The organism is Bacteroidota bacterium, from assembly GCA_013696965.1.
Lineage (GTDB): Bacteria > Bacteroidota > Bacteroidia > JACCXN01 > JACCXN01 > JACCXN01.
In genome coordinates, this window is sequence record JACCXN010000009.1 from 13239 (window position 1) to 38443 (window position 25205).

The 25205-nt window shown below is 34.2% G+C and carries 18 protein-coding genes; 10 read left to right on the plus strand and 8 right to left on the minus strand.

The features are described 5' to 3' along the window. Positions 1–35 precede the first annotated feature (35 nt). Both H0V01_01300 and H0V01_01305 read left to right on the plus strand, forming a co-directional pair. Positions 36–1022, plus strand: coding sequence for a GHKL domain-containing protein (locus tag H0V01_01300; GenBank protein ID MBA2582003.1), 987 nt, complete (start codon positions 36–38; stop codon positions 1020–1022). Then, complete coding sequence (locus tag H0V01_01305) at positions 1019–2539, plus strand: 2,3-bisphosphoglycerate-independent phosphoglycerate mutase (protein ID MBA2582004.1); 1521 nt, start codon at positions 1019–1021, stop codon at positions 2537–2539. Before H0V01_01300 ends, H0V01_01305 begins: the two co-directional genes overlap by 4 nt. Positions 2540–2589: 50 nt before the next feature. On the opposite strand, the gene H0V01_01310 is transcribed toward H0V01_01305, so the two are convergent. Beyond that, positions 2590–5751: a PKD domain-containing protein gene (locus H0V01_01310; protein ID MBA2582005.1), complete on the minus strand. Its 3162-nt coding sequence runs from the start codon at positions 5749–5751 to the stop codon at positions 2590–2592. A gap of 200 nt (positions 5752–5951) precedes the next feature. On the opposite strand from H0V01_01310, the gene H0V01_01315 reads away from it, so the two are divergent. The 3 genes from H0V01_01315 to H0V01_01325 all read left to right on the plus strand — a co-directional run bounded on the left by H0V01_01315 (position 5952) and on the right by H0V01_01325 (position 9253). Continuing rightward, positions 5952–7319, plus strand: a complete 1368-nt coding sequence (locus H0V01_01315; GenBank protein ID MBA2582006.1) for a dipeptidase — start codon at positions 5952–5954, stop codon at positions 7317–7319. 197 nt (positions 7320–7516) lie between these two features. Further along, positions 7517–7981, plus strand: coding sequence for an LEA type 2 family protein (locus H0V01_01320; GenBank protein MBA2582007.1), 465 nt, complete (start codon positions 7517–7519; stop codon positions 7979–7981). A 54-nt stretch (positions 7982–8035) separates the two neighbouring features. Then, positions 8036–9253 (plus strand): NAD(P)/FAD-dependent oxidoreductase, encoded by a 1218-nt coding sequence (locus tag H0V01_01325; protein MBA2582008.1) that lies wholly within the window; start codon positions 8036–8038, stop codon positions 9251–9253. A 57-nt stretch (positions 9254–9310) separates the two neighbouring features. On the opposite strand, the gene H0V01_01330 is transcribed toward H0V01_01325, so the two are convergent. Further along, positions 9311–10699, minus strand: coding sequence for a zinc-dependent peptidase (locus tag H0V01_01330; GenBank protein MBA2582009.1), 1389 nt, complete (start codon positions 10697–10699; stop codon positions 9311–9313). A gap of 141 nt (positions 10700–10840) precedes the next feature. Here H0V01_01330 and H0V01_01335 point away from each other — a divergent pair, with 141 nt between their 5' ends. Then, positions 10841–12877, plus strand: a complete 2037-nt coding sequence (locus tag H0V01_01335) for a thioredoxin domain-containing protein (protein MBA2582010.1) — start codon at positions 10841–10843, stop codon at positions 12875–12877. A 136-nt stretch (positions 12878–13013) separates the two neighbouring features. On the opposite strand, the gene H0V01_01340 is transcribed toward H0V01_01335, so the two are convergent. Then, positions 13014–14498, minus strand: coding sequence for an MCP four helix bundle domain-containing protein (locus H0V01_01340; GenBank protein ID MBA2582011.1), 1485 nt, complete (start codon positions 14496–14498; stop codon positions 13014–13016). A gap of 228 nt (positions 14499–14726) precedes the next feature. Next, positions 14727–16631 carry a tetratricopeptide repeat protein gene (locus H0V01_01345; GenBank protein ID MBA2582012.1) on the minus strand — a complete coding sequence of 635 codons (1905 nt, stop codon included), beginning with the start codon at positions 16629–16631 and terminating at the stop codon, positions 14727–14729. Between the two features lie 213 nt (positions 16632–16844). On the opposite strand from H0V01_01345, the gene mscL reads away from it, so the two are divergent. The 4 genes from mscL to H0V01_01365 all read left to right on the plus strand — a co-directional run bounded on the left by mscL (position 16845) and on the right by H0V01_01365 (position 19815). Beyond that, positions 16845–17261, plus strand: coding sequence for a large-conductance mechanosensitive channel protein MscL (gene mscL, locus H0V01_01350; protein ID MBA2582013.1), 417 nt, complete (start codon positions 16845–16847; stop codon positions 17259–17261). Positions 17262–17356: 95 nt separating this feature from the next. Next, a complete protein-coding gene (locus H0V01_01355) occupies positions 17357–17986 on the plus strand; it encodes a hypothetical protein (protein ID MBA2582014.1) in 630 nt (209 codons plus the stop codon). A 45-nt stretch (positions 17987–18031) separates the two neighbouring features. Further along, a complete protein-coding gene (locus tag H0V01_01360) occupies positions 18032–18580 on the plus strand; it encodes a WG repeat-containing protein (GenBank protein MBA2582015.1) in 549 nt (182 codons plus the stop codon). Between the two features lie 335 nt (positions 18581–18915). Then, complete coding sequence (locus H0V01_01365) at positions 18916–19815, plus strand: hypothetical protein (GenBank protein ID MBA2582016.1); 900 nt, start codon at positions 18916–18918, stop codon at positions 19813–19815. Positions 19816–19846: 31 nt separating this feature from the next. Here the strand turns inward: H0V01_01365 and tsaB are convergent, their stop codons facing one another. From tsaB to H0V01_01385, 4 genes are all read right to left on the minus strand, one after another. Continuing rightward, positions 19847–20542 (minus strand): tRNA (adenosine(37)-N6)-threonylcarbamoyltransferase complex dimerization subunit type 1 TsaB, encoded by a 696-nt coding sequence (gene tsaB, locus H0V01_01370; GenBank protein MBA2582017.1) that lies wholly within the window; start codon positions 20540–20542, stop codon positions 19847–19849. Positions 20543–20547: 5 nt separating this feature from the next. After that, positions 20548–21876, minus strand: a complete 1329-nt coding sequence (locus H0V01_01375; protein ID MBA2582018.1) for an efflux RND transporter periplasmic adaptor subunit — start codon at positions 21874–21876, stop codon at positions 20548–20550. 14 nt (positions 21877–21890) lie between these two features. Further along, entirely contained in the window at positions 21891–23327 is a 1437-nt protein-coding gene (locus H0V01_01380) for a TolC family protein (protein ID MBA2582019.1), read from the minus strand. A 455-nt stretch (positions 23328–23782) separates the two neighbouring features. Beyond that, a complete protein-coding gene (locus H0V01_01385; protein ID MBA2582020.1) occupies positions 23783–24934 on the minus strand; it encodes a SpoIIE family protein phosphatase in 1152 nt (383 codons plus the stop codon). Positions 24935–25205 lie beyond the last annotated feature (271 nt).

The following is a 25205-nucleotide window of genomic DNA, read 5'->3' on the forward strand; positions in this document are numbered from 1 at the left end:
GAAAGCAATAGCATTGTTATGAATATTAGGCTAAAATGAATAAATCAAAACCTCTTTTTATTTTTTACCTGCTGGTAGGCTATGTATGCCTTCAGTTTATTTGGTGGGCCTTTATGTTGTTTGAATTAAACAATGAACTTTCTCAAAAGAAAGCTGAGTTATTGGTATCAAAACAAGAACAAGGAATCATTCAAAATGAAACACTTCCTGAACTAAAAGGAAAACTGCATAAAAAATGGTTGATGATAGCCGGAGAAGGAACGGTTTTTTTAATTCTTCTTATAGTAGGAATAGCTAAAACTCATAGCACATTTAAAAAAGAAATTGCTCTTTCGGACCAACAGAAAAACTTTCTGCTATCAATAACACATGAACTAAAATCACCACTTGCCTCAAACAAATTGCATCTGCAAACTCTTTTAAAACATGAGCTCGCAAGGGAAAAACAACAAGCATTATTACTTTCTGCCCTTAATGATACAGAGAGATTAATTAGTCTTGCGGATAATTTATTAATGGCTGCAAAAATTGATTCCAATACATTTGATTTACTTCTAGAGTCTACAGATTTAGCCAAACTTATTGAAAATACAATTTCCAATGCCGAACATTTGAAAAAAAACAAGCATACGATTAAATTAGATCTTCAGGCTGAAATATTTTTTCCTGTTGACAGGCTGACTTTCCCTTCTATTTTATTAAATTTATATGAAAATGCTGTTAAATATTCACCCAATGAAACTGAAATACATATTTCTCTGAATAAAAAAAACAGGCAAATATTTATAAACGTATCCGATGAGGGAAGCGGAATTCCTGAACTGGAAAGAGACAGGGTTTTTCAAAAATTTTACCGTATAGGAAATGAAGAAACAAGGAAAACAAAAGGTACTGGGCTAGGTTTATTCATAGTTAAGAATCTGGTGGAAAAACACAATGGAGTTATACATGTTAAAAACAACAATCCTAAAGGCAGTACAATTGAGATATGTTTTGACAACAATATAGAACAACGTACATGAATAATAAAAAAATAGCACTTCTTATACTGGATGGTTGGGGAAAGGGAAATGGATCAGAATCTGATGCAATTGCAAATGCACAAACCCCATTTATTAATAGTCTTTATAAAAAATATCCCCATTCCCAATTAGTAACTTCAGGGGAATCTGTTGGGTTGCCTGAGGGGCAAATGGGAAATTCAGAAGTTGGCCATTTGAATTTGGGAGCAGGAAGAATTGTTTACCAGGATTTAGGAAAAATAAACATGGCCATCAAGGACAAGAGTATTGAAACAAATGCTGTTCTTAATGATGCTTTTAATTATGCCAAAGAAAACAACAAACCTGTTCATTTTTTAGGTTTGCTATCTGAAGGGGGTGTTCATTCCTCGCAGGCTCATTTGCATAAATTATGTGATATGGCAAAAGATCATAAAATAGAAAATGTATATATTCATGCCTTTACAGATGGCAGGGACACGGATCCAAAAAGTGGGTTGAATTATTTATCCCTTTTGCAAAAACATCTTGAAAATTCAGCAGGACAAATAGCTACCGTAATAGGACGTTATTTCGCAATGGACAGGGATAAGAGATGGGAAAGAGTTATGATAGCTTATAACGCAGTGGTTAAAGGCCAGGGAAGCAAAACAAAAGATGTTCTTAATGCTGTAAGAGAATCCTATGAAAATGGTGTAAGCGATGAATTTATTAAACCAATACTCAATACAGATGAAAACGGGACTCCCATAGGGTCAGTAAAACAGGGAGATGTGGTAATTTGCTTTAATTTTAGAACGGACAGGTGCAGGGAAATAACAATGGCTTTACATCAACAGGATTTTCCGGAATATGAAATGCATAAGTTGAACTTGTATTATGTTACAATGACAAATTATGATGATCGTTTTAAAAATGTTAAAATTATTTTTGAAAAGGATAATTTAATCAATACTATAGGTGAAGTACTTGCCAGGGCTAATAAAAAACAATTAAGAGTAGCGGAAACAGAAAAATACCCTCATGTTACTTTTTTCTTTTCAGGAGGACGCGAAAAAATATTTGAAGGCGAAAAAAGAATTTTGGTTGCCTCTCCAAAGGTTCCAACCTATGATTTAAAACCTGAAATGAGTGCACAAGAACTTACATTAGAATTAATTCAGCAAATAGAAAATTCAGAGGCTGATTTCATTTGTGTTAATTATGCAAATCCTGATATGGTAGGGCATACTGGCGTTTATAAAGCTATTGTAAAAGCAGTGGAAACGGTTGATAAATGTGCAGAACAGGTAGTTAAAAAAGGATTAGAGAAGGGTTATTCTTTTTTAATACTCTCGGATCATGGCAATGCTGATTATGTATTAAATAAAGATGGCTCCCCAAATACAGCCCATACTACCAACCCTGTTCCCTGTATATTGATTGATCGGGATTATAAACAAATAAAAAATGGCAAATTAGGCGATATTGCTCCAACTATTCTAAAAATGATGGCGGTAGAAATTCCAAAGGAAATGAATGGCGATTGTCTTGTTTGACCTGGTTTTAAAAACTCTTTTGCCGACTTTTTTAGAAAGTTTAAAGTCTTTTATCGGAGCAAGGTAACATGTCCAGAAAAAACAAAAGAACGGTTAAAAACATTAGTAAGTGAAATAATATAAGAATAAACCTCCTGTTGAGCAGGAAGTTTTCCATTCTTAGCTCTTCCATCCCAACCGATTTCTTTATCTGTTGTTTTAAAAATCATTTCTCCCCACCGGTTGAAAATCAACATTTCGTACTCCCTTTCACCAATTATTATTGGCTTAAATACATCATTAAGTCCATCTGAGTCAGGTGTAAAGGCATTTGGAACATAAAACCGATATTCTGGGTTTACCCTAACAATTCCTGAAGCAGTATCGGGACATTCAAATTGGGAGTAAACTATTTGAGTTATTTGATAATCTCCGGTATCAGCATAGAAATATTCAACATCACATTGTGATGAAGTATTTCCATCTCCAAAATAATAAATACACCTTGAATCTCCTTTTGATTCATTGGTTAAAATAAATTTAGGTTCAAATATGGACGCTTCAAGAGGAAGAATGGTAAAATTTGCTTCAGGGAAAGGATGAACAGTAACTAATCTAGGAATTGAAATTGAGGACGAATCAATACAACCAGTTTCCGTTTTTACAGTAAGGCTAACATCATAAGATCCTGGGTTGAAAAACATGTGTTCAGGACTTTTTTCATCTGATTTGTTTCCGTCTCCAAAATTCCAGAGATAAGTTAAAGGAGTTGCCGAAGTTGAGGCCTCTTTAAATTCAACTTTCAAAGGCATGCACCCTGATTTTTCAATGAGTTCGAGGGCAGCAACCGGACTAAGAAGTAATTCAACATTGGCTGATTTAACAGAGGTACAACCATTTTCCTGGATTATTAAATTAACATTAAATATACCCGGGGAATTAAAGAAAACATTAGGAACCGTTGCATTAGTTGAGCTCTGAATGTTAGCATCAGGGCCAAAGTCCCAGAAAAAGGAAGCCGTTTCACCAAATACTCCACCTGCTGCAAAGCTTAAATCATGTGCCTTGAAACACAGTACACCCGGATTAACAAAATCAGTCTTTAGAAGCGGATAAATTGAAAAGGTTTGGGAAACTGTACTGGAACAAAACGGTCCTGTAGCTACAAGTGTAACCGTATACCATCCACTATCGGGATAAGTATAGGATGGTTCAAATTCAGTGGAGTAAGCTCCCGGGTTTGATGGATCCCCAAAAGTCCAGTAATAAGTATCGGCATTTTGACTTAAATTTGTAAAATCATAGGTATAGCCTCCACAAAAAACACGCTGCTGGTCAATATCAGCAACAGCATCGGGCACTACCACAACAGTTGAAGAAACTGTTCTACTGCAGCCATTTTCTATTATTGTTAATGAAACCTGAAATAAGCCAGTATCAGGAAAGACTATACCTGTGGGATCTTGCTGGTTTGATGCATTCGGATTGCCTTCAGGAAATGACCAGTTAAAATTTGCATTAGCTCCAAAACTTCCTCCGGCATTAAAACCAAAATAATTCCCTGTAAAACAGGAGGGATTTGGAGCAGAAATAAGAGGCTCAAGCAAGGGATAAACTTCATATGTTGAATAGGCAGTATCAGCACAGGAAGTATAAGGATTTGCAACTAGAGTTATGGTATAAATACCGCTTGAGGGGTAAGTAAAAGTTGGTGTGGCAAAACTAGAGGTATCGCTGGTAATTCCAGGAACCCCAAAATCCCACAAATAAGAATTTGCATTGAAACTGTTATTTGAAAAAGAAACAGTAAAACCATCACAAAATATAGCTTGAGCAGGAAATTCAGCAATAACATCAGGGATTACATTCACACTGCCAGTAACTGTTTTACTGCAACCATTTTCAGATATTGTTAATGACACTGGAAAAGTACCTATATCAGGAAAAGTAATTCCTGCAGGATTCTGCTGATTTGAATTAGAGGGAACCCCTGATGAGAATGACCAGCTAAATTCCGCTGATGAACCGAATACCCCTCCAGCATTAAAACCAAAACTGTTACCAGTTAAACATAAAGGATCAGAGGTTAACAAAATAGGCGCAAGCAAAGGTTGAACATCGAATGTGGAATAAGAAGTATCAGAACAGGATGTATATGGATTTGCAATAAGAGTTACAGTGTAAGTACCACTTGTTGGAAATGTAAAAATTGGTGTGGCAAGAACAGAGGTATCATTTGAAACTCCTACAACCCCAAAATCCCATAAAAAGGAACTCGCATTGAAACTGTTATTCTGAAAGGCGACATCAAACCCATTACAAAACAAAGTTTGTGAAGGAAATGCTGAAACTATAAGTCCGGGACAATTTATTACGTTGAACTGAAAATCCCTTATTGTCCTGCTTAATAATACTCCATTTCTATATTCACTTACACAAATTCCAACAACCCATTGTCCTGTCAAATTTGGTCTTCCTATTAGCACACCTGTCTGGGGATTTATAGAAAGAACAGGGTTTGAACTCATTGGATAGGAGCCATTGTATGGAGGATTCCAATTCACATAATAATATGGTGGGGGCATTGGAGGATCGGGCATTGGATCCGTATTTGTTGCCCCGGCAAATGGATCACAAATTTCATAAACAAGTGAATCACCATCTATGTCAGTTGCAGAATGATCAAATTCAAGGGACATTCCATTGCAAAGAAAAATAGGTGGAAATTCTTTGTAAACAGGATTGCTGTTACATGTAGTAATAACTTCCGTCCCCGGGATATGAGCGGTAAAAGTAGCTCCGGTTGCACCTGGATCAACTAAATTTAATATAGTATTATTACGGCAACAGCGTTGATAGGTAATTGTATAACCTCCTGGAATAGGGGGCAAATTATTAACTATTACAGTATAAATTGCTTCTTCTACACAGATATTACTTGGTGGTGAATAACAGGGGCTGTTAATTGTTGTAGCCAATTGAACAGATCCAGGAAAAGGAATATCAATATCTTTAATAAGTACATTGGCAGAGTTATAAATAGCAACATTGGCAGGATTGTCAAATGCAGCAGTTCCGGATTTACAATCCCTGTACATTGCAATAGTAATCCTATAACTGTTGTTTCCCAGGCATTCATAGCTTACAACACCTCCAATTATATGTGTGGCTTTAATACTGAAGGAATTACCCAACAATAAAAAAATAATACATATAAAATTCAGTTTCTTCATTTTTCTTGTGCAATTTACATTAAAAATAAGAAAAAAAAATTAATCCCCTTACAAGAAACAATTGCAAACTTATTGAAAAACAGACAAGAATAAAGGGAACTAAGCCTGAAAACCAATGATGACTTAAAAAAAAGAAGGGCTGTTTTTTATCAAAAATTCTTATTATATTTAATACTTTTGCCTGAAAAATAGTTAAAAAAATGATAAAGGCATACATTCAGGCAAATAAAGACAGATTTATACAAGAACTTGTTGATTTATTGAAAATTCCCTCTGTTAGTGCTGATTTAAAATACAAAGAACATATTAATCAGGCAGCCCTTATGGTTAGCCAAAGGTTAACTGAGGCAGGAGCAGATAATGTGGAAATATGTGAAACCGCTGGCCATCCTGTTGTTTATGGACAAAAAATAATTGACCCTGAATTGCCTACTGTTTTAGTGTATGGCCATTATGATGTTCAACCTGCTGATCCAATTGAGTTATGGGATTCTCCTCCATTTGAACCAATAATAAAGGATGATAAAATATACGCACGTGGAGCTGCTGATGATAAAGGACAGATTTATATGCATGTTAAGGCTTTTGAATTAATGATGAGAACGAATTCGCTCCCCTGCAATATTAAATTTATGATTGAGGGGGAAGAAGAAATTGGTTCTCAACATTTAGGTTTATTTATTCAGGCAAATAAAGAAAAACTTAAAGCGGATGTCATTCTTATTTCTGATACAAGTATTATAGCAAACGATGTTCCCTCAATTACAGTAGGACTGAGAGGACTAAGTTACTTACAGGTAGAGGTTACGGGGCCGAATCGCGATTTACATTCGGGCCTTTATGGTGGAGCAGTTGCAAATCCTATTAATATTTTGTGTATAATGATTGCCTCTCTTGTAGATGAAAACAATCATATTGCTATACCTGGTTTTTATGATGATGTAATTGAATTATCCTCTGAAGAAAGAATGGAAATGGCCAAGGCACCTTTTGATTTAGAAGAATATAAAAAGGCCTTGGATCTAAAAGATATTCATGGTGAAAAAGGGTATACAACCAATGAACGAGCATCTATAAGACCTACCATGGATGTAAATGGAATTTGGGGAGGTTATACTGGTGAGGGGGCAAAAACTGTTATTCCATCAAAAGCACATGCTAAAATATCGATGAGGCTTGTACCTGGTCAGGATCCTGATAAAATCACTCTATTGTTCAAAGAATATTTTGAATCCATTGCACCAAAATCAGTAAGGGTGAAAGTAGAGCCACATCATGGAGGAAAACCTTATGTTACTTCAATAGATTCTCCAGCTTACAAAGCAGCAATCAAGGCAATGGAAGTTACTTTCGGTAAAAAACCAATTCCTGAAAGAAGTGGTGGAAGCATACCAATAGTGGCCCTTTTTAAAGAAGTTCTTGAGCTTGATTCAATAATGATGGGCTTTGGTCTTCACTCGGATGCTATACATTCTCCAAATGAACATTTTGGTGTTTTCAATTATTTAAAAGGAATTGAAACTATCCCCTACTTTTTTCACTATTTCTCTGAACTTAACAATAAATAAAGTTTTTTAAGAGTTATTGCAGCACCAATATTTAATTCTGTAATAACCCACTTTTACTTATGAAATTGTAAGATAGCCACCATACACAAACAGGAATAAATTTAACATGGCTATTCAATATCAAAATTAAAAAACAAATGCTTTTGCATTCATGAGTTCCATAGAGGATTAATTAAAAAACGAATAAATTATATACTATGAAAAAGCCTGTTTTATATTTGTTTATTCTGCTTGCAGTTGTTTCATTTTCTGCATGCTCATCAATTGAACCTTTGAGTGTAAGTAAAGTTGAGAATATTAAACTTCAAAATTTCAGTAAAAATTCCCTTGCCCTGGAAGTTACTTTTATAATAAAAAACCCAAACCGCTACAAATTCAAAATTACAGACAATAATTTCAACGTTTTTTTGAACAATGCAGAGTTAGGAACAGCAAAAATTAAAAAGAAATTAATCATTCCAAAAAAATCTGAGGATTCCTACACCTTTATTATTGAAACACAATTCTCAAAATTGGCAATGGGAAGTATACCAAGCCTATTGAACATGTTCAGGACAAAACAGGTGGAATTTAAACTCATAGGCGAAGTAAAAGTTAAGACATTGGGGGTAGGCAAAAGATTCCCAGTTGAAATTGTTGAAAAAGTGGCTATTGGAAAATAAATAACAAAGAATTGTTATTCTCTAATTCGTTTCTAAAAAGGTGGCTTTGAAACAATGAAAAATAAAAGCATTATAATTGTTGGAGCGGGTGCAGCCGGAATTTTTGCAGCAATAAACGCTGCAAAAAAAAATCCTCAAATAGAGGTTACAGTGCTTGAAAAGTCTTCAAAATTATTGGCTAAGGTAAAGGTTTCAGGTGGCGGAAGGTGCAATGTTACCAATGCTTGCCAGGAGACAAAGGAACTAGTAAAAAACTACCCCCGGGGAAATAAAGAACTTGCCTTGTCTTTTTCAAAGTTCAATACAACCGACACTGTTAATTGGTTTTCACAAAGAGGAGTAGAACTTAAAGCAGAAGCTGATGGCAGAATGTTTCCTCTCACCAACAGTTCGCAAACAATTATTGATTGCCTGCTTAAAGAATGTAAGGATTTAGGAGTAAAAATATATACTAATTCAGATGTTAAATCGATAGTTAAAAAAGCAAATAGCTTTGACCTTTCTCTTGCTTCGGGACAAATCCTTGAATGCAATAAATTATTAATTGCAACTGGAGGAAGCAATAAAGCAGAATCTTATAAATGGCTTGAAGTTCTTGGGCATAGCATTGAGATTCCCCTCCCCTCTTTGTTCACTTTTAATATAAAGAATAATAGTCTTTCTCAATTAGCAGGTATTTCGGTTAAACTGGCCACTGTAAAAATTGCAGGAACAAAATTAATTCAAAAAGGCCCTGTACTTATAACCCATTGGGGATTAAGCGGGCCTGCAGTTCTTAAACTATCTGCGTGGGGAGCACGCATACTTTATGAAAAAAAATACATCTATACGGTATTAATTAACTGGCTTTTGGAGCAAAACGAAGAACAGGCCAGGGAATTTCTGGAAGAATACAAAACTGCAAACCCTTTAAAAAAAGTTTCAGGAACATCTCCTGTTAATCTTCCTTTAAGACTATGGCAGTATTTGGTTTCAAAAGCAGAAATAGATGCAGAAACAAAATGGAACAATCTTTCGGGGAAAAATTTCAATAGGTTAATAAATAATCTTGTTTGTGATGCATATGAAGCTTCAGGAAAAACAACATATAAAGAGGAGTTTGTTACCTGCGGAGGAATTAAACTAAATGAAGTAGACATGCAAACTATGGAAAGCCGTTTATGCAAAGGACTATTCTTTGCAGGTGAGGTAATAAATGTTGATGGAGTAACCGGAGGTTTTAATTTCCAGGCAGCATGGACAACAGGCTGGCTAGCATCCCAGGCAGTGTAAGGAACATTGCATTTTGAACATTGCTGCTTGTTTATTATGACTTGCTGCTAAAAACACCTAGAACAATTGGTTATTCAGGTGTGTTTTATATCCCATTATGCCATTTCCAAACTTAATTCTAAGTGTTGTATATCCCTTTTCATATATAGTATCTGGAATAGAGGATTTTTTCATTGTTCGAATCAATGGATATTTTCCATAGGAATCATTTTCTAATTGAAACACAATTTCTTCACCCCGGTTTATTATGTTAATAATTTTATGATCTTCCACAACAATACCACTACTTACAAGAAAATTTGTTAAAAAAAACAGGCACAGTACAGCTGGCATAATTCCAAAAAAAGCATAAAGCACAAAGTCCATGGGCTTTAGAATATTGTTATTAATTACCAGATACCGATACTGAAAAAGTGTGGCCAAGACTGCTCCAATCAATGCAATTTTCACTAAATCTTCAATTGGTATAATGGTAAAAGACGGGAAAAGCATCATGGTAATAATGCCCAGGAATATGCCAAATAACATTACAGAATAGGTCCAGTGCCAGGTGTGGTATTTGTAATTCTTTTTTATTGTTTTTGGAATTGGAATTAATCGTGCATTCCTGTTAACACTTTCCAAAAAATTTACATTGAGCATGTAATTGCTGTTATTATTTAGTGGATCCTGATTGAGTAAAAAACATAGGTGATTGTAAATATCCGGTAGTTCCTCCTTGAAAGAAAGGGGATTTTCAAAAAAATGTTCTATACATACTGCGAAAAATTCATGTCTGTTTGTTCCACCGTATTCCCTTAATAGAGATTTATTTTTTCTTTGAAGCCTTGCAAATTCTGTTTTGCCAATTTTAAGCCATTCATCCAGATAAAAAGAAAATTTTTCATCAAAATGCTTTCCCTTTAAAACGTTAATCTTAAGGACATGGGCCATTTCATGCAAACCCAGGTTATAATTGTCATGCGGGTATTTATAGCCTTTTAAAAAATCTTCCCATGAAATCATTAGAACTCCTTTATTTGAAGCACCACCTTTTATCTCCGCCTGCAAAAGTTTTGAATAAAAATAACGTGGGTAAATTTTAATTGTAGTAAAAAAATCCAATAAAAATTCATCCAGGCCAAAAGTAAGCTGAATGGCTGAAGCCGAAATTAAAACCTTCATTTCATTTGTAACCTTTAGTTTTTCCATCCCCTGAAATTTCTTTAATCTGATAAAATCCACTAACCTGGCCATAAATTTTACTTTTCCTTCCTTATTCAAATTTGTGTAATATTGAAAGTATCGGGATAATATTTCATCGTATTGGGAATAATCAGAAAAATTAAAGGATGAATACTGGATTGCTTTTTTTTTGACTAAATTCAAAATGCTATCCCTGAACTCTGTAAGTGAGAGCATAATTAGGGAAATAGCAGCAAAAAAAACCAGGTAGGGTAATATCATGCATTGAATATATATAAAAAAAACGAATTGTTAAAAAATTTCAAAAATAATAACAGGAGTTTTTAACTAGAAATTAATGCGTTTTTTTTATTAAATTTAACTATTGAAATTTCAGAAAAATCAAAATGTAAAACTATTTTTATGGGGAAAGAAACGACATTTACAAATAGGCTTGCAGAGGAAACAAGTCCTTATCTTTTACAGCATGCACACAATCCTGTTGATTGGTTTCCCTGGAGTGATGAGGCTTTTGAAAAAGCAAAGAAAGAGGATAAACTAGTTTTGGTTAGTATAGGATATTCAGCCTGTCATTGGTGCCATGTTATGGAGCGGGAATCTTTTGAGAATCAAGAAACAGCAAGATTAATGAATGAAAAGTTTATTTGTATTAAAGTTGACCGTGAAGAAAGACCAGATGTTGATCAGGTATATATGACAGCTGTTCAATTAATGACAGGTACTGGTGGATGGCCTTTGAATTGTTTTACCCTCCCTGATGGAAGACCAGTTTATGGAGGCACCTATTTCTCACCAGAGGATTGGAAAGCGGTTATCAATGATCTTTCTGAAGTATATAAAACTCAACCTGAAAAAGTACTTGAATATGCAGAAAAGTTGACGCAAGGGGTTCATTCAAGTGATTTTGTTCAGGTGAATACAAAAGCTCCTGAATTTACTATAGATACATTAAAAAGTGCAGTAAGAAAATGGTCGAAAAAATTCGACCGAATTGAGGGAGGTACCACACATGCACCAAAATTCCCTATGCCAAACAACTACTTGTTCCTTCTTCAATATGGGTATTTAAGCAAAGATGAACAAGTAAACAATTATGTAAAAACCTCACTTGAGAAAATGGCAATGGGTGGAATTTATGATCAGGTAGGGGGAGGTTTTTCACGGTATTCAACAGATATGCTATGGAAAGTTCCACATTTTGAAAAAATGCTATATGACAACGCTCAACTTGTAAGTTTGTATTCGGAGGCATATCAGGCTGAAAAAAATCCGTTGTATAAACAAATAGTTTACGAAACAATTGAATTTGTAACCCGGGAATTAACAGCGGCAAATGGTGCTTTTTATTCCGCACTCGATGCCGATACTGAGGGTGAAGAAGGCAAGTATTATGTTTGGAAAAAAAACGAATTGGAAAACCTGTTAGGAACAAATTTTAAAACTGCCGTTGAATATTACAATATCAACAATTATGGAAAATGGGAAGATGGTTTTATTTTGTTAAGAAGGCATAGTGATGAGTATGTATCAAAAAAACTCAACATTGGTTTAGATGAGTTACAAAAGCAGGTGAAAGACATTAAATCTGTGCTTTTTCAGGCAAGGGAAAAAAGAACCAAGCCAGGTCTTGATGACAAATCTTTGACCTCCTGGAATGCTTTAATGCTAAAAGGTTTTACTGATGCATACAAAGTTTTTGGAGAACAGGAGTTTTTATTTGCTGCACTTAAAAACGCGAATTTTATTTCCGGTACTCAAAAGACTACTGATGGAGGATTATACCACAATTACAAAGAAAACAAATCAACGATAAACGGATACCTGGAGGATTATGCATTCACCATTGAAGCTTTTATAAGCCTATATGAAGTAAGCTTTGACATCCAATGGCTGGAAAAAGCAAAAGAGTTGATGGAATATACAATTGATAATTTCTATAACACGGAAAATGGGATGTTCTATTTTACTTCAAAAAAAGACAAGCCATTAATTTCCCGTAAAATGGAAATTACTGATAACGTAACTCCTGCATCAAATTCAAGCATTGCAAAATCTTTGTTTATGCTGGGGAAATATTACGAAAATGAAAAATATGCATCCATGTCTAGCAAAATGCTTAACAACATAAAGGATGAATTGGTTGAATTTGGAGCTAGTCATAGCAATTGGGCTATTTTGATGCTTTATTATACTATGCCGTTTTTTGAAATTGTAATAATGGGGGTTGATGCTGAATTTAAAAGACAAGAACTCTCCAATTATTATATCCCTAACAAAATTCTTGCAGGCGGAACACAGGAAAGCCATTTGCCGCTTTTCACAGACCGCCATATTCATGATAAAACAACTATTTATGTTTGTGTAAACCAGTTTTGTAATCTTCCGGTTAACGATATTAATGATGCTGTTAAGCAAATAGATGAATTGTTGGGTGGATAAAAGAGGGTTTTGTTAAATAAATGTATTTAAAAATTATTAAGCCAATTTTTCGAGCTGTGTTGCAGATTGAGGGTGATCATAACCTTGTTTGGTTGGTTAAGTCTTTTCAAGGGAATAATAAGAGTGATGTTTCCCATTAAAAAAAATCTTCTTTGGGTAAACTAAATGTAATTGTTGTTCCTTTCTCTTCTTCACTTTCAATGGTAATTTTCCCTTTATGCTTTTCAACAAAGCTTTTTACAAGTGTTAAACCTAATCCGCTGCCAGCTTCATTTTCTGTCCCTATTGATGTTGGGAATATATTTTCCCTAAATAAATTATCTCTAATTTGAGCAGTCATTCCAACTCCGGTATCTTTAATTTTTATCTCAACCCTTTCGCCTTTAACCTGCGCATCTACTGTTATTTTCCCATATTTAGGGGTGAATTTTATGGCATTGGTTATTAAATTTTGAATTATTGAGCGCAGCATATTTATATCGGCTTTAACTCTAATTTCAGCACTAACATGGTTATTGATTTGAATTTCTTTCTTCTGTGCTAACTCCCTGATTAATTTTATGGAATCTTCAACTGCCCCGTATAATTCAATTTTTTTAGGTAAAAAGATTATTTTATTCTGCTGTGATTTAGCCCAATCTACTAATTCATCAAATTGCTTTACTAGTTTATTCGTTGAATTGTTTATTACCAGGGCCATTTGTTGAATGTCATTTAAGTCCATTTTATAAATATTTTTAGCTAAAATCTCGGAAGAACCTGCCATTGCTGCGAGGGGATTTTTTAGATCATGAGAAATTACTTGAATGAATTTATCCTTGCCTTTATTGAGTTCCTGCAATTCGAAATTTACATTTTCAAGCTCCAGGGTTCGCGCCTCCACCCTTTTTTCCAGTTGCTCATTCATTTTTTTTAGTTCTTCCTGTGATATTTTTAAAAGGCGATAATCATTGCTTATTCTTTTGTACATTCTAATAAGGAAAAAGGTCATAAAAAACACCGTGAGTATTCCAATGGCAATAAGACAATTACTGATTTGTTTAAATCCATTGATTTTAGCAATTGATTTATTGGTTTCATATTCAGCATCTTTAATCATTAGGTCTGAAAGTTCATCCAGTTCAGTTATATAAATGTCAAAATAAGGCCTTATTTGCTGCTTTTCATAATTTATTGGAATAGAAAGGGCTTCCCTATTACTCAATGAAATTCCTTCATTCAATTTCTGCAAATATTTATCCCTTGCTCTTTTAGCATCATCAAATTTATTTCTTACTAAAGGATCTACAATTGAAATAGGGAGATCAACATAAAGTTCAAAACTTTCCTGAAGCATTCCATGCAACTCTTGTTCTAATAAAAACTTTTCCTTTATATCAGTTTCATCTAAATGATGTAGCAAATATATTTCCTGTAAGCCTGCATTGAGCTGAATTTTTCCAATTGAAGAAAGTTGTTCCAGTGAGGTTCGCTTTAAAAATTCTATTGCTCTTTTATAATTCTGAATACTTAAATAATTATAAATGGCGACTGTAATTAACAGTGTTGTAATTATTATGAAGATAAAAAGAATTTGTTTTCTAATTGAAAATCCTCTTGTTTGTATATCCTTAAATATCATTTTCTATTTCTTTCATTTGTTCCATTTCATTAACAGTTTTGACAAAAATTAGTCCTAAGTTCAGGGCTAATGAATACAATGCTCTTTGTACCTTTTTTAGATAAATAATCTACTAAAAATTGAGTATAAATTGAAACACCGATAGAGCAGCTTTTCACCATTTTTACTTTTTTTATGGACTTAATGAAAAGGAATAATAGCAAAATCATAAAAACAATTAAACCAATATTATACCCTCACTCCCATTACACAAACATCATCCACTTGTTCGTAATTTCCTTTCCATTTGGTGAACTCAGTGTCTAAAACCTGCATTTGAACACTTGGCAGATCATTCATTATTCGAATAAGGTTTTCTTTAAATGCTTTATACTTGTATTTCTTTCCATTAGGGCCACCGAACTGATCGGGAAAACCATCGGAAAATATACAAATGATGTCTCCTTTATGAAGTTGTATGATATGATTTGTATAGGCAGTTCTTTCGGAATGAATGCCTATTGGTTGTTTATTTGGTTTAAATTCCACTAACTGTGGCTTGACAGCTAATTTTTCCGGGAAAAATACAACTTTTGAGCTTGCCTTAAATCTTTCATTAGCTCTATGGGGAAGTATGTAAAGGGGGTTATTGGCTCCTGCCCACTGCAACTCATGAGTTTGAGGATTAAAGGAGCACAAGGAAATATCCATTCCGTCTTTTACTTCCTGCTCACTTTTTTCAAATGCTTCGATTACCAACTCGCGTGTTTTATTTAATATTTGCGCTGGTTCAGTAAGGAGAAATTCTCTCACACTCCTGTTTAATGCATTCACACAAACAATGCTAACCATAGCTCCGGGCACACCATGACCTGTGCAATCAGCAACTGCAAACAATATAAGCTTTTCTGCTTTTCTGCCTTTTGGTGTAACTGTTTCTAACCAATAAAAATCGCCACTAACAACATCCTTTGGTTTGTAAAACAAAAAACTTTCAGGCAGAACCTGGGTTAACAATTTAGCAGGAGGCAAAATCGCTTGTTGGATTCTGAGTGCATATTTTATGCTGTCCTTAAGTTCTCCGTGGAACTCTTCTATCAGCTCCTTTTGCTTGGAAATTTCTTCGTTTTTAATTTTAAAGAATTTGGTTTGCTGTTCAGAAAACATATTGGATTTTATTTCCTCATATCTTTTAAAATAGTCAAGGGATTGCTTCCAATCGTTTAACTTTTCATAACATTCTGCAAGATATTTATAAATGGATTGCGTTTTAACTATTGCATTGTATTTAAGGGTAGATACCAAGGCTTCTTTAAAAATGAAAATTGCATGGTTAAGGTCTCCTTTTTTAATGTTAAGACTACCCATTAGAATATACGAGGTTGTAGCTGCATCCAAAAGATTGGATTCAATCCTGAGTTCATAGCTTTTTCTGCAATATTCTATTGCTTTATCAATCTCTCCAACTAATTCATAATAAACAGCCATATCATACCAGCTCCTTGCTAGTTGGGAACCCGGACGCGCAGCTTCTATTGCAGCTATAAAATGTTCTTCGGATCTGGCATAATCCTTATTGTTTAGGTAAAGATTCCCTAAACCACTATAGAGTCTGAATTTTGCTGAATGAATTATATTCTCCTTTCCAAAATTAAGGCCCTGCTTGTAATAACTTTCTGCCGATTTAAATTCTCCTAATGTAACATGCAATTCGCCAAGGAAATAATATGCCAATAAGGCATAAGTAGCATAGGAGCCCAGAGGGTTTATTAATCTTGGAACTTCAAGCAGGTGAAACAAGGCTTTATCATATTGGCCAAGACTCCTATAGTTACCACCACAGAACAATCTTGCCATTGCCTCAATCTCTTTGTTTTCCCATAGAACATTTGGAGGCAGAACAGCTAAAAAATTTATTTCGGCTTCTGCACAATTACTTTCAAAGAAACCCTCTATTGCGCATACCAGCCTTATATAATCCTCTGCGTGAGGGCTTAAAGAATAAATTGAACACAGTTCCTTAACGATTACGGACTGCTTTTTCAATTCATTCAAATCGCCATTTGAGGCTACATCCCAAAATGCTATAATTGCCTCATGTAATTTATCGGGGTTAAACTGAATTTGTGGAATTGTTAGCTTTATAACACTCATACTAATAATAATTGCGCCATTGAAAGGAGTTTGTGTTACTTTGCATCCTGTTTTCAAATATACCCAAAATGTTAACTGTGTGTTTATAATGGAAAAAAAATATTAACATATTGAGAAATAATATATTTTTGATTACGAGTAGGAGGGCTTATCAGGGAACAAGAAGGGTTAAAAGTAAATCACAACTTAAGTATAAAATTTAAACTGAAAAACATGAGCATAATAAAGGAATTCAAAGAATTTGCCATGAAAGGCAACTTAATTGACATGGCTGTTGCATTTGTAATGGGAGTGTCCTTTGGAAAAGTAGTAAGTGGATTTATTGATGGTATTGTTATGCCGGTTGTGGGTAAAATTATTTCAGGAGTTGATTTTAAATCATTGAAATATATTTTATCAGAGGCACAAATAGACGCCTCAGGTAAAGTAATTGCACCGGAAACATCAATTAAATATGGCGAATTTATTACAATTTTAATCGACTTCATTTTAGTTGCTTTTTTTATGTTTATGGTAATTAAAACAATGAATAAGTTAAAGAAAAAACAGGAGGTTGCACCCGTAACACCTCATCTTACTACACTGGATCAAAAACTTTTGAAGGAAATACGTGATTTATTGAAAAAATAAAAAGAATAAACTGAAGTGGTAAACCAATTTAGAAAAGTTAATTGGAATCGAAAAATTTTAAAAAATAAATTGAATTAACTCAAAATAGTATGGTAATGAATCCTAACATGAGTAGATTGGTTTTAACTACTCATATTACATTTTCAGCAGGCTGGCTTGGTGCAGTGGTGGTTTTCCTTGCCCTTGCCATAACAGGTATAACTAGTCAGGACACCCTTCTGGCCCATTCGGCTTATCTTGCAATGGAATTAAGTGCATGGTTTGTTATCATACCATTTTGTTTGGCTTCATTAATTACTGGAATTGTTCAAGCATTGGGGACTAAATGGGGCTTGTTTAAACGTTATTGGATAATAGTTAAATTATTTCTGACACTTGTTTCCACAGTTGTTTTGTTGCTTCATATGCAGCCTATTAGTCATCTTGGAGCATTAGCAAGTGATTTATCATCATCAAAAATTTTACAATCAAATTTCCGCATACAAGTAATAGCAGAAGCAGGTGCCGCTATTTTAGTTTTACTTGCAGCAACAACAATTTCTGTTTATAAACCATGGGGGAAAACAAAGTTTGGCCAGGATGAAAAAATTCAAAAATTAAATACGCAAGAAAAGACTGTGCAAACCAAAAAAACATTGAAATTTTATATGATTTTTGGTTTAATAAGTTTAATTCTTATTTTTATTTTAATGCATCTTTTAGGGGGAGGTATGGGAAGACATTAACTTTTAAATCAAATAGAAAAATTAGTTGAAAAAAAATAACCTTGCATGAAACTCCACGCTAATAAAAAATCCCTTGTTTTAATATTACTCTTGTTTTGCTTTATAAGTTGTGTTCAAACTAACAAGATGGATGATTACTTGATTTCTTTTTCAGATGAAGAAAACAATGATTATGGCTATAAAAATAAGATGGGAGATACCATAATTCCACCTGGGAAGTACACAATTTGCTTTACTGATACTTTTAAAACTTATGCTATTGTATTTGAATCAAGCATTGGCTTTGTAGCTATCGACAGGCAGGAAAATATATTATATAAAGTTTATCCTTTTGATAATGGCCCTGATTATCAATCTGATGGATGTTTTAGAATAACACATGAAAACAAAATCGGGTTTGCTGAAGCTGAAAGCGGAAAAATTATTATTGAGCCCCAGTTCGATTGTGCTTATCCATTTGAAAAAGGCCTTGCCAAGGTGAGCATAAATTGCCAGGCACAGTCAGAGGGTGAACATGCATTATGGATCAGTGAAAATTGGTTTTACATCGATAAAACAGGAAAAAAGTTTCACAGCCCGACAAATACTAAATAATGAACTTAAAGGGTATATAAACAGGAAAAAATTCAATAAAGTCAGCTCCGGACAGCAAACAAATGAAAAAGGAGCAAATTTTTGGCAAACTATATTCATTCTTTTGTTTATTAATTCCCTTAACATGAAAAGGAAAAACCAATTGGCAGAAAAAATTTATGGTTTTCTATTTCCTAAAATTGAAACTTCAAAAAAACATTTCAACACAATTCAATAAAAGGTTTTAATTGTTTAAAACCCGAATATTTTTAAATTCTCTTTTTGAACATTGATTGTAATAACAAAAACAAATATTACGTTTGTGCAACATAAATCAATTACAGCTTTCGCATTTTATGATTAAATTTTATTTCAGCCTTTTAATGGTGGTTTTTATTGTATTAAAATGCGATGCACAAATAATTGATGCCGATAGAAATCCTTATTCAAAAGAGCCTTTTTTTAATCCGGAATTTATTCTGAGTGAAAACATAAAATCAATTACAGGCGCATTTCATTACAAAAGAGACAACGAAAAAATGTATGACAAGGGCATTATTGTAAAATATGAATTTGACTGCAATGGAAGGCTCGAAAGACTGTATAACACCTTTAAAAAATATGGAGGGGAAACGGATACGCTTTTTGTTTTTTATGAATATGACAGCATTGGTAGATTAAATGTAAAACGAACTACCGACAATTTTGGCTTCTATTCAATAAATTACTCCTATAATGAATCCGGGAACATCTTTCAGGAAACCTATTCCAGGGAATTAAATGCAAATTCATATTCTGGACAGTTTATACTTTCTAAGCAATATGCAATGGGCGTTGAAAAGTTCGAATTTACTTATGTTTCCCCTGTTTATTATACCAAAAAGCTGCTAAATAGCTTGGGTTTGCCTTTTAAGGAAATTAGTTATTTGATGAATGAAAATGGAAAGTTAATTGAAGAAACAGGAACTTTCCTTTCCATTAGGCATGTTGAACGAAAAAAATATATTTATAACGATAATGGAAAGCTTAGTGAAAGCAATGAATCTTCTGATTTGGGGCAAAATAGTACCATACACTATATTTATGCTTATGATCAAAAAGACCAATTAATTGAAATAAAAAAACTGAAAAATGAAGAGCCGGTTAAGGTTACTGAATTTATGCTAAATGAGAAAGGTTTTTTAACCAATGCTCTCAGCAGGGATATTGCCGGGAAAATTATTGATGTTACTAAATTCAGTTATGAATTTTATTAAGTAAGGACTGGCTTTTTTAAACAGTAGAAAATCAGAATTTTTTTTTGGGTACTGTGCTTACAAAATCTTTTAAATAATAGGGTTCAAAATAAGCGGTATCTACGAACATCCTTTTATTAAAAGAGTTTTCTGCAAGAGGCGCCATTGTTGCAGATGATGGATAAACCTCATTCAAAAAAAAAGCATTTGGATTAGCTCCTAACAGATCTTTGCATTTTTGAGAACCATCTCCAAAAAAATATATTTTGTTCCTAGCCAAAAGATCATTAAAAGAATCATCCTGAATAATTTTAGCCTCAATTTCTTGTATCAGTACATTTTCTTTATTAAAAACAGCACAGTATACCTCCATTCTCCTTGCATCAATCATTGGGCAAAAAAGAACATCAGGGGAAGTATTTTTTAATTTTAAAGCAGCAGACAGAGCCATTTGTTGCAATGTACTCACAGCTATAAGTGGAATATCAAGGGCATAACAAAATCCTTTTGCTGCAGATACCCCTATTCGTAATCCTGTATATGAACCTGGGCCCATGCTTACTGATATTGCGTGCAGCCTATCCATTGTAAGGCCAGCTTGTTTTAATACATCAGAAACAAAAACAGTAAGTTTTTCAGCATGTGCATACTCTCCGTGATGTTCCTTTATTGCAACTACTTCTCCATTGTTAGATATGGATACAGAACAGACCTGAGTAGCTGATTCCAAATTTAATATTAACGCCACCTAATCTATTTCCTTTTAATTATTTCTTCCTCTTCAATTTTCAATACCACAGGGTCGCCTTCTTTAAGGGTTTTGGAAACCAAAGAATAGGGACCGGTTATTATTTGTTCACCGGCATTGATTCCAGAAACAATTTGAATGAATTTATTATCCTGAATACCAATTTTAACTTTTTTCATTACAGCTTTATCATTTTCCATCACAAATACACATTCCTGCATTACCGGGTCCACTTTAGCACTGTTGCCTGCTTTTGTTTTTTCTAAACTTGTGGCAGCAGTATCCTCCCTGGTAGTTACCGCCTGTATAGGTACGCTAATAACATCATATTCGGTTTTGGTTTGTATTTCAACCGTTGCAGACATTCCTGGTCGAAAAGGAGAAAGATGTGGCTTGTCTTCAAGAATTAAATCTGAATAGGAAGAGCGTAGGATCCTTATCCTTACTTCAAAATTAGTAACCTGGTCTGCACTTAAACCAAAAGTTTTAGCTGAGTTGGCAATCTGAGTGACTATCCCTTTAAATTTCCTGTCTTTATACGCATCAACTTCAATAATAGAAGTATCTCCAACCATAATCCTAACAATATCATTCTCGTTAACATCCACCTTCACCTCCATTTCTTTCAAATTTGCAATGCGCATCATCTCTGTACCTGCCATTTGTAAAGTTCCTACCACCCTTTCGCCCTGCTCAACATTAAGCATGGAAACGGTACCATCCACCGGGGCGAAAATAGTTGTTTTAAGCAAATTGTCACTTGCTTCTTTTACAGAAGCCTCTGCACTTTTCACATTATATTGGGCTGCAATAATACTTTGGTCAGCAGACTCTACTTCTGCTCTTGCAACCTCATAGGCTGATTTTGCCGCATCAAATTCAGATTCAGAAATTGCCCCGTCCTTAAATAAAGATTGATTTCTTTTGAAGATGGCCTCAGAATTTAAAAACTGGGCATTTGCCTGTGATAATCTTGCTTTTGAATTTGCAAGATTAGCTTTAGTTGTATTTAAAGCCGCAACCATTCTTTCCCGCATGGAGAGATAGATATCAGGATTTATTTTTGCCAAAAGTGTTCCTTGTTTTACTTCCTGGCCTTCCTTTATCAAAAGTTGAACTATTTCACCAGAAACATCAGGACTAATTTTTACCTCAACCTCGGGCTGTACCTTTCCATTTGCTGAAACAGTTTCGATAATTATTTTTCGCTCGGATAATTCCATGACCACTGATTCTGCCTCATTTGTCATTTGTTGATTAACTATAACTCCAACAAATAAAACAACTCCTGCAATAAGAAAATACCAGTAAGTTTTAATTTTTTTTCCTGCCATAACTCTATTCTTTTTTATTCTAATACCAAAGGTTTTCCCTGGTAAAAATCCAGTACTTTCAACTTAAAAATATAATCGTACTTGGCCTGAAGCAAATTGGATTCAGCATTCACCAAACGATTTTTAGCATTGTTGTATTCAATCGCATTTAACATTCCCACATTAAAACGTTGTTCAGCATATTTAAAAGATTCCTTAAGTGCTTCCATTGATCGTGCAGTTGCATGGTGTTTTTTCAATGCAGCCACTGCATCGGCATGGGCCTGTGTCACTGTTCTGCTTAGTTGCAATTCGGCAAGTTCTAAATTATATTGAGCATTGTAACGTGCAATTTTTGCTCTTGAAACAGCCGAGCGAGTTTGAAGTCCGTTAAATATTGGAATAGTCATGAAAAAACCAATTGATTTGTTGTAATTCTCATTAATTTGATCATTAAAAGGAATTGGCTCAAAAACAGGGTTGAATGCAGGAGTAACAACAAGTTCCTGGGTGTTTGCCGTATAACCTATGGTTTGAAAACCATCCGGTTCAGCTCCAATCAGCCGCTGTCTTAATCCTGAATAACCTGTTCCTAAAGCTCCATTTACAAATATTCTTGGGCTTATTCCACCTTTTGCAATTGCAACTCCCTTATCTGAACTTCTAACTCGGGCTTGTGCACTTTTAATTTCAGGCATTTCCTTTGCAGCATAGGTAAAAATAGTCTCTGGACTAGCAGTTAATATGTCTCCAACAGGAAGTTGCAGAATAGGTCTTACTATATTTAATTCCTTATCAAGCGGCAAGGCTAAAAAATGCCTGAGTGACAAGTAGGCCATATCCAATTGATTTTGAGAATTTACAAGGTTCAATTCTTCGGTAGCTAATTGTGCTTCCACTTCCAGAAGACTTCCCCTGGCAAGAGTTCCGGCCTCAACAAGCCTGGTGGTTCGCTTTACCTGCTGTGTTGTAATGTCAACCTGATTAATTGCAATTTGCATTAATTCCTCACTAAATAATATCTGCAAATAAGCAGTGGCAATGCTAAGAGAAATATCGTTTTTTATTCTTTCTGAATCATACTTGTTTGCCTGGTATTCAAGCTGTCCCTGCTTTATGCTATTTACGTTTTGAAAGCCACTAAACAAATTCAATCCTCCGGTTAAGGAAAAATTATTCGAACGAATCATGTCATCCGCAAATTGATTTGTAAAGGGATCAATGGTGCGTCCAAAATTATATGAATGTGATGCATTTCCATTTACACTTGGAAGGGAATTAGCTCTGTTTTGCCATGAATTTACATTGGCCAATTCAATGTTCAAATTAGCCTGCTTTACCTGTATGTTATGTTCAAGAGCATAATCAATGCATTGTTTCAAATTCCATTTCTCCTGTGAAAAAGAAATGATTGTTGTAAAGGATAAGAGCAACGAAAGCCAAATAGTGCTGTTTTTCTTAATCAGGTTCATTTATCTTTTGATCTTTTGGAAATAAATAGAATTACAAATGTAAATATACTTAAAGCAAACAATTGTGACCCGGAATACTTAATGAACGGATTTAAATGATTATGAATGGCATTAAAAAGCCCCGTTAAATAACGGGGCTTTTCATCCTTTTTAACTCTACAAGTAAACAGTAAAGCTTCAGTAGTCAAAATGAAAATTAATTCATTTTGACTACTGAAAGGTTTGAAATCTGTTTTACTGATAAAGTCTTATCGGAATTAGACATTTGAACCCTCCTTTCTATTTGTTAGACATAAGATTAGAAGCATGGGTAAATATCTTATAACCTGCTTTCAAACCCTGTAACAACCGTTACTATTATAAAACGCAGTATTTTTATTTTAATTTTCAAAAGATTTCTTTTTTTTGAAACAGATTATTAAACGGTTTTATATAACTTCCTTATCTAAAAGTGCTCAAATCCCAATTCCAATTATCAAAATATCATCGGTTTGCTCCTCCTCCTGTTTCCAATTTGTAAGGGCATAATCAAGAAAGCTTTCCTGCTCATCAGCTTCCATTTCATTAATTGTCAAAAGAAGGTCCTTAAATCTTTTCCGGTTGAGTTTTTTTCCCTGTTCACCTCCGAATTGATCGGCATAACCATCAGAAAAAAAATAAAAGGAATCATCCTGCTGCAATGGAATTTCCACTGACTCAAATGACTTCACAACATCCTGATAAAAACCAATAGGATACCGGTTTCCTTTGACCTCAAGAACTTCTTGATTTCTTACATATAGCAAGGTTCTGAATGCACCTGAGTAAGTAAGTACTTTCTTGTCGAAATCAAAAACCCCTATTGCTACATCCATCCCATCACTTGTTACAGTTTTACCTGAACGATTAATTGCCGTAAACAATTCCTCATCAAGAAAACGTAAAATTTGGGCAGGATCGTTTGTTCCTCTTTTTACTACAATATCCTTTAATAAAGAATTACCAATTACTGACATTAAAGCTCCCGGAACTCCATGGCCAGTACAGTCCACGGCAGCAACAAACACTCTGTTTCCTGTTTTATAGTGAAAATAAAAATCACCACTTACAATGTCTTTTGGATTATAATAAACAAATGCTTTTTTAAAAGAGGCCTTAATGGAATCTATATCAGGCAAAATTGCTTCCTGGATTGTTTGTGCGTATTTCAGACTATCCAGTAGTTCAGAGTTTTTCTTTTGCAATTCTCTGTTTTTTTCCTGTATCCTTTCTTCGGCAATTTTTCTTTCGGTAATATCATAACCAATGCCAATAACGCTATTATCTGGGCCTTTGGATGGGCTCCACAATATCCAGCGTTTTTCTCCCCTTGCAGTTTTGAATTCTCTTTCAAAAGGAGCAGGTAGAACCTCTGACTGAATCATTAATTTCACCTCCTCCTTTACATGAATCATTTCAGCCGCATTTTTCCGGGTTAAATTAAACCAACCCTGGCCATTTAAAATTTCAGGAGAAACCCCAAGCGCTTTTGAAACAGAAGGACTAACATAATCAAGTTTACCTTGATTGTTAATTACAACAAGGAGTGTATTGAGTTTTTCAAGTATTATATCAGATATAACAGTCATAACAAAAATTATTTAGCCTCTAAAGGCTTTAAAAAAGAAAAAAAAGAGAAAAAAATCGGGATTGCCTTTTAAAGGCGGTCAATTATTGATGAATGGAACAATAACGCATTCGATTATGCCAGGGGGTTGGCATCGAATTATAATAAATTGCGGTATTGTTTTTCATTTTCATTACTAAATCAGGGTGCAATGTTAAAAGAAATTAATCGATTATGCAAATTACCAATAAAGGATTTGTCCTTTAAAATTCCTGGAACTTAATCCCCTAATT

Bases quoted from the DNA above. Each gene is read 5' to 3' on its own strand.
- H0V01_01355 (MBA2582014.1), top strand. From the start codon at position 17,357: ATGAATCCTAACATGAGTAGATTGGTTTTAACTACTCATATTACATTT.
- H0V01_01365 (MBA2582016.1), top strand. From the start codon at position 18,916: ATGATTAAATTTTATTTCAGCCTTTTAATGGTGGTTTTTATTGTATTA.
- H0V01_01315 (MBA2582006.1), top strand. From the start codon at position 5,952: ATGATAAAGGCATACATTCAGGCAAATAAAGACAGATTTATACAAGAA.
- H0V01_01330 (MBA2582009.1), bottom strand. From the start codon at position 10,699: ATGATATTACCCTACCTGGTTTTTTTTGCTGCTATTTCCCTAATTATG.
- H0V01_01340 (MBA2582011.1), bottom strand. From the start codon at position 14,498: ATGATATTTAAGGATATACAAACAAGAGGATTTTCAATTAGAAAACAA.
- mscL (MBA2582013.1), top strand. From the start codon at position 16,845: ATGAGCATAATAAAGGAATTCAAAGAATTTGCCATGAAAGGCAACTTA.
- H0V01_01380 (MBA2582019.1), bottom strand. From the start codon at position 23,327: ATGAACCTGATTAAGAAAAACAGCACTATTTGGCTTTCGTTGCTCTTA.
- H0V01_01345 (MBA2582012.1), bottom strand. From the start codon at position 16,631: ATGAGTGTTATAAAGCTAACAATTCCACAAATTCAGTTTAACCCCGAT.
- H0V01_01385 (MBA2582020.1), bottom strand. From the start codon at position 24,934: ATGACTGTTATATCTGATATAATACTTGAAAAACTCAATACACTCCTT.
- H0V01_01335 (MBA2582010.1), top strand. From the start codon at position 10,841: ATGGGGAAAGAAACGACATTTACAAATAGGCTTGCAGAGGAAACAAGT.
- H0V01_01320 (MBA2582007.1), top strand. From the start codon at position 7,517: ATGAAAAAGCCTGTTTTATATTTGTTTATTCTGCTTGCAGTTGTTTCA.
- H0V01_01300 (MBA2582003.1), top strand. From the start codon at position 36: ATGAATAAATCAAAACCTCTTTTTATTTTTTACCTGCTGGTAGGCTAT.
- H0V01_01310 (MBA2582005.1), bottom strand. From the start codon at position 5,751: ATGAAGAAACTGAATTTTATATGTATTATTTTTTTATTGTTGGGTAAT.
- H0V01_01325 (MBA2582008.1), top strand. From the start codon at position 8,036: ATGAAAAATAAAAGCATTATAATTGTTGGAGCGGGTGCAGCCGGAATT.
- H0V01_01360 (MBA2582015.1), top strand. From the start codon at position 18,032: ATGAAACTCCACGCTAATAAAAAATCCCTTGTTTTAATATTACTCTTG.
- H0V01_01375 (MBA2582018.1), bottom strand. From the start codon at position 21,876: ATGGCAGGAAAAAAAATTAAAACTTACTGGTATTTTCTTATTGCAGGA.
- H0V01_01305 (MBA2582004.1), top strand. From the start codon at position 1,019: ATGAATAATAAAAAAATAGCACTTCTTATACTGGATGGTTGGGGAAAG.